11 protein-coding genes are annotated in these 12,016 nt (G+C 69.4%); 1 reads left to right on the top strand and 10 read right to left on the bottom strand.

Going from position 1 to position 12,016, the window contains the following annotated elements; translation table 11 throughout:
- Positions 1-2 precede the first annotated feature (2 nt).
- Positions 3-1,313: an aspartate aminotransferase family protein gene (locus F0357_RS23445; protein ID WP_153491128.1), complete on the top strand. Its 1,311-nt coding sequence runs from the start codon at positions 3-5 to the stop codon at positions 1,311-1,313.
- A 6-nt stretch (positions 1,314-1,319) separates the two neighbouring features.
- Here F0357_RS23445 and F0357_RS23440 read toward each other — a convergent pair whose 3' ends face one another.
- From F0357_RS23440 to F0357_RS23405, 10 genes are all read right to left on the bottom strand, one after another.
- A complete protein-coding gene (locus F0357_RS23440; RefSeq protein ID WP_376767852.1) occupies positions 1,320-3,143 on the bottom strand; it encodes a xanthine dehydrogenase family protein molybdopterin-binding subunit in 1,824 nt (607 codons plus the stop codon).
- Positions 3,140-3,685, bottom strand: a complete 546-nt coding sequence (locus tag F0357_RS24840; RefSeq protein WP_246161868.1) for a hypothetical protein — start codon at positions 3,683-3,685, stop codon at positions 3,140-3,142. The genes F0357_RS23440 and F0357_RS24840 overlap by 4 nt, the downstream gene beginning before the upstream one ends.
- 13 nt (positions 3,686-3,698) lie before the next feature.
- On the bottom strand, positions 3,699-4,160 hold the full coding sequence (locus F0357_RS23435; RefSeq protein ID WP_153491123.1) for a (2Fe-2S)-binding protein: 462 nt from the start codon (positions 4,158-4,160) through the stop codon (positions 3,699-3,701).
- Between the two features lie 19 nt (positions 4,161-4,179).
- Positions 4,180-5,037 carry an FAD binding domain-containing protein gene (locus F0357_RS23430; protein WP_153491119.1) on the bottom strand — a complete coding sequence of 286 codons (858 nt, stop codon included), beginning with the start codon at positions 5,035-5,037 and terminating at the stop codon, positions 4,180-4,182.
- Between the two features lie 33 nt (positions 5,038-5,070).
- Positions 5,071-6,081 (bottom strand): ABC transporter permease, encoded by a 1,011-nt coding sequence (locus tag F0357_RS23425; protein WP_312861801.1) that lies wholly within the window; start codon positions 6,079-6,081, stop codon positions 5,071-5,073.
- Positions 6,074-7,108: an ABC transporter permease gene (locus F0357_RS23420; RefSeq protein WP_153491114.1), complete on the bottom strand. Its 1,035-nt coding sequence runs from the start codon at positions 7,106-7,108 to the stop codon at positions 6,074-6,076. The genes F0357_RS23425 and F0357_RS23420 overlap by 8 nt, the downstream gene beginning before the upstream one ends.
- On the bottom strand, positions 7,105-8,637 hold the full coding sequence (locus F0357_RS23415) for a sugar ABC transporter ATP-binding protein (RefSeq protein WP_153491110.1): 1,533 nt from the start codon (positions 8,635-8,637) through the stop codon (positions 7,105-7,107). Before F0357_RS23415 ends, F0357_RS23420 begins: the two co-directional genes overlap by 4 nt.
- A gap of 143 nt (positions 8,638-8,780) precedes the next feature.
- Positions 8,781-9,917: a TMAO reductase system periplasmic protein TorT gene (gene torT, locus F0357_RS23410; protein WP_246161867.1), complete on the bottom strand. Its 1,137-nt coding sequence runs from the start codon at positions 9,915-9,917 to the stop codon at positions 8,781-8,783.
- A 143-nt stretch (positions 9,918-10,060) separates the two neighbouring features.
- Positions 10,061-10,558 carry a hypothetical protein gene (locus tag F0357_RS25380; RefSeq protein ID WP_312861800.1) on the bottom strand — a complete coding sequence of 166 codons (498 nt, stop codon included), beginning with the start codon at positions 10,556-10,558 and terminating at the stop codon, positions 10,061-10,063.
- Positions 10,471-12,015, bottom strand: a complete 1,545-nt coding sequence (locus tag F0357_RS23405; protein WP_312861799.1) for a hydantoinase B/oxoprolinase family protein — start codon at positions 12,013-12,015, stop codon at positions 10,471-10,473. Before F0357_RS23405 ends, F0357_RS25380 begins: the two co-directional genes overlap by 88 nt.
- Position 12,016: the final 1 nt, after the last annotated feature.

Here is a 12,016-nt window from a genome sequence, read left to right as displayed (position 1 = left end):
CAATGTCGATGATCAACGCCTTCGGGCAGGCCGATTTCGCCCGTCTTCCGCCCGAGGAACAGGTGCTGATCGAGCGCCGGGCCCGCGTCCTCGGCCCCGCCTACCGCCTCTTCTACGAGCGCCCTGTGCATCTGGTGCGGGGGGAGGGCGTCTGGCTCTACGGGCCGAACGGGGAGCGTTATCTCGACGCCTACAACAACGTTGCGAGCGTCGGCCATTGCCATCCTCGGGTGGTGGAGGCGATCGCCGCGCAGCTCGCGGTTCTCAACACCCACACCCGCTATCTGCACGAGACGGTGCTCGATTATGCCGAGGCCCTGACGGCGACGTTCCCGCCGGAGCTCAGCCAGGTGATGCTGACCTGCACCGGCAGCGAGGCGAACGACCTCGCGGTCCGCATCGCCCGCACGGTCACGGGCGGCACGGGCATCATCGTCACCGAACTCGCCTATCACGGCGTCACCGCCACCGTGGCCGAGTTCTCCCCCTCGCTCGGCCGCGCGGTGCCCCTCGGCGCACATGTCCGCACCGTCCCGGCGCCGGATTCCTACCGCCGCGCGCCTGCGGAGGCGGCCGAGCGCTTCGGCGCCGAAGTTCGCGCCGCGATCGCCGATTTGGAGCGCCACGGCATCCGTCCTGCGCTCCTCATCGTCGATACGATCTTTTCGAGCGACGGCATCTTCGCCGAACCGCGCGGATTCCTGAAACCGGCCGTCGACGCGATCCGAGAGGTCGGCGGCCTCTTCGTCGCCGACGAGGTTCAGCCCGGGTTCGGACGCACCGGCGACGCGCTGTGGGGCTTCGAACGCCACGGCGTGGTGCCGGACATGGTCTCGATGGGGAAGCCGATGGGCAACGGCTATCCGGTCGCGGGTCTCGTCTGCCGGCCGGCTTTGCTCGAAGAGTTCGGTCGCCGCGCGCGTTATTTCAACACCTTCGGCGGCAGCGCGGTCGCCGCCGCCGCGGCGCTCGCCGTACTCGGCGTCATTCGCGACGAGGCCCTCGTCGCGAACGCGGCGACGGTCGGGACCTACCTGCGCGAGCGGCTCCGCGCGGTTGGCCATCCGGCGATCGGCGACGTGCGCGGCGCCGGCCTCTTCATCGGCGTCGAGTTGGTGCGCGACCGCGCCACCAAGGAGCCGGCGCCGGAAATCGCGACCCGCCTCGTCAACGGCCTGCGCGACCGGCGCATCCTGATCAGCGCCGCCGGCCCCCACGCCAACATCCTCAAGATCCGCCCGCCCCTGGTGTTCGCGGTGGAGCACGCCGACCTCCTCGTCGGCGCGATCGAGGAAGTCCTGAACGCAGGCTGAGCGGGGTCAGCGCGCACCCGAGCCGTGGGGCGCGACCAGGTTGTCCTCCCACCGCGGTGCGATGTGCGGCAGGGCAAGATCTTCCGTGCGGTCGAGCAGGAGGGCGAGAACGCGCGGCGGGGTCAGCGGCAGCTCCTGCACCCGCTTGCCCGTCGCGTTCGCCACGGCGCAGGCGATGGTCGCCCCGACATTGAGGATCGGCACTTCCCCCGCGCCCTTCACCCCGAGCGGCCCGATCGACGGCGCGCCCTCGTGGAGGGCGATCTCCACCGGCAAGACGTCGAGCGCGAGCGGCAGGCGGTAGGTCTCGAAGCCGCTCTGACGGACCCGGCCATTGTCGTCGATGGTGACCTCCTCGTGGAGGGCGTAGCCGAGCCCCTGGACCACGCCGCCCTGGATCTGCCCTTGGATCGCGCGGGGGTTGAGCGCCCGGCCGACATCCTGCACCACCCGATAGTTCAGCACCTCGGCGTGGCCTGTGTCCGGATCGACCGCGACCTCGCAATCATGGACGGCGAAGACGGGGATATCGATCGCGTCGATGAAATGCCCCGCCGCGCACCCCGGCATGGCCGGGACACCGCCGCGGGTGAAGGCGCCGGTGCCCGCCACCGGTCCGTGGAGAGATTGCGCGCGGGCGGCGACGGTAGCGATGGGAACGCCCGAGCCCGGCGCGCCGCCGATCTCGACGCGGCCTTCCCGCAGGATGAGGTCGCCCTCCGAGGCTTCGATCATGTCGGCCGCGACCCTCAACAATTTGGTGCGCACCTCCGTCGCCGCCGCAAGGCTCGCCGCCCCGAGCGAGACGGTTGTGCGGCCACCGCCGACGCCCACATCGTAGCCGGCGGAATCGGTATCGGCGGCGCGCACCACCACGTCCTCCGGGCGGATGCCGAGCGTCGCCGCCACGATCTGCGGCAACCCTTGCACCATCGAGCCCGAGCCGATCTCGACGCCGGAGGTGACGAGGGTCGCGGTGCCGTCGGCGTTCATGTTGAGGGTCGCGGCCGAAGGGCCGACGAAGATGAACCAGGTTCCGACCGTGGTCGCCCGGCCGATCAGCTTGCCGTCGCGCACCTCTGCTGCGGCCTGTCGCGGCCGCAGGGTGTCCATGCGATCCAGCATCGGCCCGAGCACATTTCCTTCGAAGACCTGCCCGGTCGCGCCGAGATCCCCGTCGCCGAGCACGTTGCGGCGCCGGAAGGCGAGAGGATCCATGCCGAGGGCGGCGGCAATCTCGTCCGTGTGCCGCTCCAGGGCGAACGTGTTGTAGACGCCATTGCAGGCGCGGAAGGCGCCGTTCGGCGCCGTGTTGGTGTAGACCGCGCGGGAGACCAGCCGGACGCTGCCGAGCTTGTAGTTCCCGCCCAGGGTGTGCGCCGTCATGGTGGTGAGAAAGATCTGCTCGCCGCCGTGGGCCCCGCAATCCATCAGCACGACGGCCTCGCGGCCGACGATCTCGCCGCCCCGCGTCACCGCGGAGCGGATGCTGATTTCGGCATTTTCCCGGAAGAGGCAGGTCAGCATCTCCTCTTCCCGCGTGTTCTCCAGCCGGACGGGGAGACCGGTGGCGCGGGCGAGGAGCGCGGCGAAGGGTTCGACCGCGATGTCGAACTTGAGGCCGAAGGCCCCGCCGACCGGCGGCACCGTCACGCGGACCTGAGACGCGGGCACGCCGAGAAAGCGCGCCGTGGCGTTGCGGATGGTCCACGGCACCTGGGTCGAGGTCTCGATGTGAAAGCGGCCGTCTTCGTAACGGGCGACCACGGCCCGAGGCTCGAAGGCGACATGGTTCTGCCGTCCGACCCGGAACGCACTCTCCACGATCACGGCGTCCGGCCGCGCGAAGGCGCCGTCGACATCGCCGCGGACGACCGTCGCCTCCCAGGCGACGTTGCCACCGCGCCGACCGCCATCGAAGAGGATTTCGTGGCTTTCCCAATCGGGGTGGACGAGGGGGCGTCCGGCGCGAGCGCGTCCGCCATGGTGATGCAGGCCGGCAGCGGCGCGATTTCCACCTCGATGGCGGCGAGGGCGGCCCGAGCCTCCTCGATCGTCTCCGCGGCAACGGCTGCGATCGGTTCTCCGTCGTAGCGCACCACGTCCTGGGCGAAGAGCGGATGGTCGGCGATGCCGATGCCGATGCGGCCCGGCGCGTCGGCTGCCGTGACGACGGCGCGCACGCCCGGCATCGCGGCCGCCTTCGTCACGTCGAGGCGTAGGATCCGGCCGCTCGGGACGGTCGCGCGCAGCACGGCGGCATGGAGCATGCCGGGGCTGTAGCGGTCGATGGTGTAGCGGGTGCGGCCGAGGAGCTTGTCGCGGGCGTCGCGGCGCCGCAGGTCCATCACGGCCGAGTTCGCGTCCGACATGGGCTGGCCCTCCTCAGCGCGCCGCGGCCGCGACGGACATCGCCGCCTCGACGATGCGCTCGTATCCGGTGCAGCGGCAGATGTTGCCGGTCAGCGCGGCGCGGATGGTGTCACGGTCGGCGCCGGGTTTGGTCTCCAGCAGGTGGCTCAGGGCCAGCGCCATGCCCGGAAAGCACATGCCGCATTGCACGGCGTCATGGTCTTCGAAGGCGGCCTGGATCGGGGATAGGGCCCCGTCCCGTGCGAGGCCTTCGATCGTCACGACACTCCGGCCCTCGACGAGGCCGGCGGGCGTCAGGCAGGAAAGGGTCGGCGTGCCGTCGACGAGCACGGTGCAGGCGCCGCAGAAACCTTCGCGGCAGACCGCCTTGGTACCGGTCAGATGACAATGCTCACGCAGCACGTCGACCAGCGGCGTCATCGGTTCGCTTGCGGTGCCGCGATCGTGGCCGTTCAGGGTGAAGCGGATCGGCATGGCGAAGTCTCCGCGGAGGTCAGGAGCCGCTCGCGGCGGCGACGGCGCGGCGGAAGAGGGTGGGCAGGATGTGAACCCGGTACCATCCCGGAGCCTCGATGCCGTCCCGCCCGGTGAAGGCGTCGAGGCAGGCGGCGGCCCGTTCGGCCGCAGACTCGGGATCGAGACGCTCGCCCGTCAGGGTCGCCTCCAACATCGGCCAACGGCGGGCGACCGGCTCCACCGCGCCGACGGCGATACGGATCTCGCGCACCCGGCCGCTGGGATCGCAAGCGACCCGCAGGCTGACGATGGCGACGGGATAATCCCCCGCCTTCCGCAGCGGCAGCCGCGCGTGGGCGCTGTGACCCAGATGGCGTGGCACGATGATCCTCGTCAGAAGATGGCCCGGGGCGAGCGTGCCGCGGCGCACCAGGAAAGCCTCGAGCATCATGCGCTCGCGGCCACCCGCGCCTGCGATCTCCACCTCCGCGTCGAGGCAGAGCAGGGCCGGAACGAGGTCCGCCGCGGCGAACGCCACCGTGCAGAGATTGCCGCCGACCGTGGCGGCCGCGCGCACGGCTGGGTTCGCGGATCGGCCGGCGGCAGCGGCGAGCCCTCGGAGATCGTCCAAGGTCGTGATGGCCGAGGCGAGGGCGGCGTGGGTCACGCCCGCGCCGATTTCGAGGGCGGCGGGGGTGATTGTGATCTCGCGAAGCTCGGCAATGCGGCCGAGGGCGACATAGGTCGCCTTGCGGGCTTCGTGGCGGATCGGCGCGCGCATGATCCAGGTGCCGCCGGCGAACGGCGCCCCGTCCTCGCCGAGGTCGGTGAGGGCCGCGATCGCCGTGTCGAGAGACGATGGAACCAGCAACGAGCCGTGAGCTGCGACGGTCATGGGGCCTCCCTCGTGTGCGGCGCCGGTGGCCGCTCAGTGCCGGCCGAGCCGCAGCCGATCGATCAGCACGCCCACGATGACGATCGCGCCGAGCACGACCATCTGGACGTAACCGTCGATGCGGGTGAGGTTCATGCCGTTCGACAGGATGGTGATGAAGAGCGCGCCCAGCACCGCCGTGCCGACGCCGCCCCGGCCGCCGGCGAGGCTGGTGCCGCCCACCACTGCGGCCGCGATCGCCTGGAGCGACAGCGAGCCGCCGAGATTGGGCTCACCCGAGCCGGTCCGGGCCGTGAGGAGAATGGCGCCGAGGGCCGCGAGGCCGGAGCACAGCACGTAGGTCGCGACCAGGATGCGCTTCACGGGCAGCCCGGCGACCGCCGCGGCCCGCGGATTGGTGCCGATGATGTAGAGGGTGCGTCCGTAGACCGTCCGCCGGAGCACGAACTCGAGCGCGATCCCGACGGCGACGGCGAAGACGATCGCCATCGGCAGACCGAATACCCGCCCGCCATAGAACAGGTCCGAGAAGAGTTGCGGCACGCCCTGCACCGGACGCCCGCCGGAGAGCGTGGTCGCGACCCCGATCGCGATGTTGTAGCTGCCGAGGGTGGCCACGAACGGGCTGACCCCGAGGAGAGCGACGACGATCCCGTTGAAGAGGCCGCAGGCGAAGCCGAGGCCGAAGCCGGCCCCGAGCCCGAGCAGGAGCACGGCGACGGGAGGCTGGCCTGCGGCGACCGCGGCGGCCATGGCGAGCGCCGTCCCGACGCTCACCATCGAGACCGTCGGCCCCAGCGCGAGGTCGAAGCCGCGGGTCAGGATCACGACCGATTGGGCCATCGCGAACAATGCGATGTAGCTCGTCTGCTGGACGATGTTGATCAGGTTCGTCGGCGACAGCACGTCGGGTGCGAAGGCGCCGAAGCCGAGAAGCAGGACGATGAGGGCGATGGGGAGCGCCGCCTGCCAGAGCCATCGCCGGAGGGTGACGGCAGGTCGGCCGGTCTCGGCGGGACCCGGGGAGATGCCAGCGTCAGACACGGGTCTTCCTCCGTCGGCCGAGTTCGTCCAGGGCGACCGCCGCCACCATGATCAGTCCCAGGAAGACCGGCTGGAGGCGGGAATCGATGTGGAGGAGGTTGAGCGCGTTGGTGAGGATCGTCAGAAACAGCGCGCTGACGGCGACGATCTCGACCCGACCGATCCCGCCGCGCAGGCTGACGCCGCCGATGACGGCGGCCGCGATCGATTGCAGCATCATCCGGTCGCCGCCGAAGCTCGCCTGACCCGATCCGACCTGTGCCGTGAGGAGAAGCCCGGTAATCGCGGCGAGCGCCCCCGACAGCATGTAGGTGCCGACGAGGTGGCGGCCGACCGCGACCCCGGAGACGACCGCCGCATCGTGATGGCCGCCGATCGCATAGACGTAACGACCGAACAGCGTGCGCCGTTGCACGAAGATCATCAGCGCGAGGATCAGGACCGCCGCATAGATCGCCATCGGCAGCCCAAGCACCTGGACGCGGCCGAACCCCTTCACGAAGCTCTCCGGCATGCCGTAGACGGGAATGCCGCTGGTGATCATCAGCCCGATGCCGGCGGTCGCCGACATGGTCCCGAGGGTGACGACGAAGCCCGAGACCTTGAGTTTGGCGACGCAGAGGCCGTTCACCAGACCGACCGCGAGGCCGCTGCCGACGCCCGCCGCGACGCCGCAGGCAATGACGAGACCGTCCTGCCCGGGGAAGGCGGCCGCGGCGGCGCCCATCGTCTTGGCGGCGACGACGCTCGCCAAGGCGACCACCGCCCCGACCGAGAGATCGAAGCCGCCGGCGATGATGACGAACGCCTGGCCGCACGCGACGATGGTCAGGAAGGAGGCGTTGCGGAGGATATTGACGATGTTCATCCGCCCGTAGAATTGCGGATCGATCGCCGCCATCACGACGACCACCGCGACGAGAAGGGCGGGCAGGAAGCCGCCTTGGCCGATCAGTCCGCGATCGAGCCGCGCGGGCAGGCCGGGGCGGACGAACGGCGCGGCGCGCCGGGTCGCGGGCGCGCTCATGCAGCCTCCGTCATGTGATCTTTGAAGAAGCTCGCGAGCACGTTCTGCTCGGTCTTCTCCGCGCCCGTCAGCTCGGCGGCGATCCGCCCGTTGTGCATCACGTAGAGCCGGTTCGACAAAGCGAGCACTTCCGGCAGCTCGGAGGACACGACGATGACTGCCGCACCGGCTTCGACCAGATCCTTCATGAATTCGTAGACTTCGAGCTTGGCGCCGACGTCGATGCCGACGCTCGGCTCGTCGAACAGGAAGACGGAGATTTCGCGGGTGAGGGCGCGCCCGAGCATCACCTTCTGACGGTTGCCGCCGGAGAGGGCTCCGGCGGGTCGCTCGATGCGGGGTGGCCGGAGCTTCAGCCGCTCCATGACCGCGCCGACGAGGCTGCGCTCGGCTCCGGCCTTCACGAGACCGGCTCGGGCGAAGCGCGGCAGGTCGAGGGCGGTCATCGAGACGTTCTCGCGGATCGGACGTGCGAGGGCCAAGCCCTCGGCGACGCGGTTCGCCGGAAAATAGGCGACGCCGAGGTCGAGGCTCCGCCGGGGGCTCGGCGCGTCGTAGGGCGTGCCCTTGATGCGGATGATCCCGTCGGCGATCGGCGCGAGGCCGTAGATGGCCCGCACCAGCTCCGACTTGCCGCAGCCGACGAGGCCGGCGATCCCGGTGATCTCGCCCGCTCGGGCGTGGAAGTCGACACCGTCGACGCTGCCGTCGGCGAGCGTGAGGTTCTCGACGTCGACCGTCACGTCGGCGGCCGCGTGGACGATCGTCGGAAAGAGCACGTCGATGCGGCGGCCGGTCATCAATTCGACGAGCTCGCCGTCGGTCGCGGTCGCCGCGTCGAGGGTACGGATATGGCGCCCGTCGCGGAGCACGGTGACGCGGTCGGCGAGCGCTCGGATCTCGCGCATGCGGTGGGAGACGTAGATGAGCCCGACCTGCTGGCGCTTCAGCGTCGCAATGAGGTCGAAGAGACGGCCGGTCTCCCGCTCGGTCAGGGAGGCGGTCGGCTCGTCGAGGATGAGCAGGCGGACATTGCCGAGCAGGGCCTTGGCGATCTCGGCCATCTGCTGATGGGCGCGCGAAAGATCGTCGACCCGCTTGGCGGGGTCGAGATCGAAGCCGAGCTCCTCGATCAAGGCCCGCGCGCGCTTGCGCATCGCGCCGGTCCGCAGCACGCCCGCGGCGCTCGCCTCCCGCCCGAGAAAGAGATTCTCCTCGACGGTGAGGCTCGGCACCAGGGAAAATTCCTGAAAGACCGGACTGATCCCGATCGCCCGCGCCCGATGCGGCGTGAGGTTGTGGATCCCCTCGCCGGCGAACCGGAAGCTGCCGGCGTCGGGCGGGAAGGTGCCGGCGATGACGTTGATGAGCGTGGATTTGCCGGCGCCGTTCTCGCCGAACAGGACGTGGAGCTCGCCCGCGCGCACGTCGAGGTCGACGCCGTCGAGCGCGCGAACGCCGGCGAAGCGCTTCGAGATGCCGGTGAGCCGCAGGAGCGGACCGGCCGCGGGATCGTCGCTGAGGTCCATGCCAATCGTTCCGAATGCACAGGCGGCGAGAGCCGGCGGCGAAGGATCGTCGCCGGCACCGCAGGAGGGGCCGAGCCCGAACGGCCGGGATCGGCCCGCGTGGTTTCGTAACGGGCGAAGGTGGGAGGGCCTATTTCTCCAGCCTACTTCGCCTTCACCGAATAGACCGGGGTCCAACTCGCCGGGGCGAGGACGAGGTCCATCTGGAGCTTCGGCACGGTCGTCTTGTCGATCACGGCCGCCATCGGCTGAACGAGGCTCATCACCGGCTTCTTCTCGATGAGACGAACCGCCTGGTCGACCGCGATGGCGCCTTCGGCGACCGGGTATTGGGTCGCGAAGGCGAGGATGTCGCCGCGGTTGAGGGCGTCGAGCATCGCCTGGTTTTCATAGGACGACATGATCTTGATGTCCTGACGTCCGGCTTCCGCGACCGCGCCGATGGCCGCTTCGGCGGTCGGCGCCGAGCCCCAGATCACGTTCATGTCGGGATAGGCCTGGAGCGCATCCTGGATGAGCTGCAACTGCACGGCGACGCCGGTGTCGCCGAACTTCTCGCCGAGGATCTTGGCGTTCGGATCCTTCGCGATCGCCTTCTTGAAGCCCTCGTTGAAGGACTCCGCCCAGCCGGACCCGGCCGGGCCGGGGAACGTGACGATATTGAGCTTCTCGCCGGGTTTGGTCTGGGCCAGCAGGCCCTCGCCGGTCACCGCCCCCATCGCGACGAAGTCGACATAATTGGCGGCCGGTAGCGCGTTTGGCGGCAGCGGGTTCGTCACGCCGACGACCGGGATGCCCTTCGCTTTGGCCTCCTCGAATTTCTTCATGAGGCCGGCGCCGGAGATCGCCCCGACAATGATCGCGTCCGCGCCGCTCGCCATGCAGTCGTCGAACTGCGAGAGCTGCTTCGGCAGGTTCTCGTACCCACCGGCCTCGTAGAGGTTCATGTTGACGTTCATCGTCTGCGCCTGACTGACGATGCCGTAGGCGACCGCGACCCAGAAGCTGTCCTTCATGTGCGGAAAGAGCACACAGAGGGTGTAGGGCTTATCCGCCTTGGCGAGCGGCGTGTAGTCGGCCGGCTTCGGCGTGCCGGACGAGGAATCGTAGACCTTGAAGGGGAACCACGACTGGTCCGCGGCGGCGGGGCTCGCCGCCGCGGCGAGGAGTGTGACGCTCGTCATCAATCCGACGACGACGTTGCGGGCCGCGTTCGGGGACGGACGGCGGCGGGAAGCCGGCGAGGCTGCGCGGCGAGGCACGGTGGGGGAGAGGGACATGTTCGATCCTCGAAGTGCTTTGGTTCTTGCTCTGGAAGGTCGACCGCGGGCGGGATCACGAGCGCCTGCCGTCTTTTGGGCACGTCGCGGCCCGCCGCCGGCGGGCCGTCCTCTCTGGAGCCGGGGGAGGCCGGCCGTGGGCGTCAGGCCCACTTCGCCACGGAGCGCCGCTCGAAGGACTCGCGGAACTGCCGGGTGGACTGAGGAAGCAGCGCGCCAGTGCCCCAATCGAGGATCACGGCGTGGCGGCGGATGGCGTCGAGCGCGTTGATCTCGCCGGCGCGGAACCGGGCGGCCACGATCTCCGGGTCGATCCGTGCGTCCGCAACGCGCGATGCCCGCAACTCGGCCCGCAGCGCGGCGGTCGCCGCCTCGTCGAGTTCGTACTCGCAGAGCTCGGCGTCGATGGTGCGGATCACGACGCCGTAGTCCTTCGCGGCCCGCCCGAGCGAGACGTAGTCGTCCTTGACGTCCTCGACGACGAGGTGCGGGTCGCGTTCGAGCGGGTCGCCGAAGCCCCCGCCGCCGGCCGTGGGTCGGGAAAAGACGTCGCCTAGACCGATCGGTACATCGGAGAAGACCGAGCCGAGCCGCTCGTCGCGCTCCGCCCCGGCGCGCCGCAGGGTGAGACCATGCGGCATCGAGGGCAGGCCGCCTTCGATCCCCACACCACGGCCCGCTCGCGGTCGCAGATATAGGAGATGACGGTGTTCTCGGCCTCGAGCACGCGGGACGTCTTGAGGACACCCGCCCCGCCACGCCACCGACCGGGACCGGCGGAATCCGTCAGGATTTCGCATTCGGTGGTCAGGATCGGGTTGGCGCGCTCCTGGCCTTCGACCGGCTGCGACATCAGTCCGGTGCCGAAGCAGGCCGTGGTGACGTTGCTGCCGTCCTTGCCGTTGCGTCCGCCCCAGCCGCCCGGCAGCCAATCGTAGAACATGAAGATCGGCTTGTCGGGGCTGCGCGCGTCGCGTCCGCCGGTCAGCAGATATTCGAGGTTGAACGCGCAGGCGAGCGCCCGCTCGGGCATCAGCTTCGACCACATCTCGTAGATCGCATTCATGATCTTCTCGAAGGGCATCAGGAAGCCGGTGACCGCCACGGGCCACTTCGCGTCGACGATCGAGCCTTGCGGCGCGACGATCTCGAAGCAGCGGTAGAAGCCGGAATTGAGCGGCAGATCGGGAAAGAAGGTCTTCATGCCGGCGGCCACCGCCGAGAAGGTCGCGCCGAAGGCCGAATTGTAGATCGAGCCGATCGTCGGGTGGCTGCCGGTGAAATCGTAGATCACCTTGTCACCGCGGATTGTCATCTTGATGCGGATCGGGATCATCCCTTCGCCGCCGGCGGGATCGCGGTCGATATAGTCGACCGTCTCCCATTCGCCGTCCGGCAGCGCCGCGATCCGCAGCCGGGCAGAGCGCTCCACATAATCCTGCACGGCGGCGAGACCCGTCTCGACGGTCGCGCGGCCATATTTGCCGACGAGGCGGAGGATTTCGCGCTCGCAGACCTGCGTCGCCTGGGCCTGGGCCTGGATGTCACCGATGATCGAGGCGGGGTCGCGGGTGTTCGAGGCGATCAGGTGCGCGACATCCTTGCAGAAGCGTCCCTTGGAAAAGAGCCGCACCGGCGTGATCCTGAGCCCCTCGCGGAACATCTCCCGCGCGGCGACGTCGAACGAGCCCGGCACGCTGCCGCCGACATCCGACCAATGGCCGTTCGATTGGCTGTAGGCGATGATCTTGCCGTCCGCGAAGATCGGCCGGACCAGCCGGACGTCGGAGAAGTGGGTGCCGCCGGCATAAGGATCGTTGATGGCGAACACGTCGCCTTCGTGCATGTCGCCGTCGAAATGGCGCATCACCTCCTTGCAGGTGAAGTGCAGGGTGCCGACGTGGACGGCGATATCCTGGTTGCCCTGGGCTGCGCATTCGCCGGCGGCGTCGTGCAGAGCGCTTGAAAAGTCGCGGTTGTAGATCACGAAGGAATAGCAGGTCCGCAGGATCTGCTCGGCCATCTGATCGACGCTGGTGATGAACGAGTTCTTGAGAACCTCGAAGGTCACCGGATCGAGGGAGACATCTCCAGCCATC

It is taken from the genome of Segnochrobactrum spirostomi (assembly GCF_009600605.1).
Lineage (GTDB): Bacteria > Pseudomonadota > Alphaproteobacteria > Rhizobiales > Segnochrobactraceae > Segnochrobactrum > Segnochrobactrum spirostomi.
Note: the sequence above shows the minus strand (reverse complement) of the source record. Positions and strands in the feature narration are given on the sequence as shown.

Bases quoted from the DNA above. Each gene is read 5' to 3' on its own strand.
- F0357_RS23405 (WP_312861799.1), bottom strand. From the start codon at position 12,015: ATGGCTGGAGATGTCTCCCTCGATCCGGTGACCTTCGAGGTTCTCAAG.
- F0357_RS25380 (WP_312861800.1), bottom strand. From the start codon at position 10,558: ATGCCGCATGGTCTCACCCTGCGGCGCGCCGGGGCGGAGCGCGACGAG.
- torT (WP_246161867.1), bottom strand. From the start codon at position 9,917: ATGTCCCTCTCCCCCACCGTGCCTCGCCGCGCAGCCTCGCCGGCTTCC.
- F0357_RS23420 (WP_153491114.1), bottom strand. From the start codon at position 7,108: ATGAGCGCGCCCGCGACCCGGCGCGCCGCGCCGTTCGTCCGCCCCGGC.
- F0357_RS23435 (WP_153491123.1), bottom strand. From the start codon at position 4,160: ATGCCGATCCGCTTCACCCTGAACGGCCACGATCGCGGCACCGCAAGC.
- F0357_RS23415 (WP_153491110.1), bottom strand. From the start codon at position 8,637: ATGGACCTCAGCGACGATCCCGCGGCCGGTCCGCTCCTGCGGCTCACC.
- F0357_RS23430 (WP_153491119.1), bottom strand. From the start codon at position 5,037: ATGACCGTCGCAGCTCACGGCTCGTTGCTGGTTCCATCGTCTCTCGAC.
- F0357_RS24840 (WP_246161868.1), bottom strand. From the start codon at position 3,685: ATGTCGGACGCGAACTCGGCCGTGATGGACCTGCGGCGCCGCGACGCC.
- F0357_RS23445 (WP_153491128.1), top strand. From the start codon at position 3: ATGTCGATGATCAACGCCTTCGGGCAGGCCGATTTCGCCCGTCTTCCG.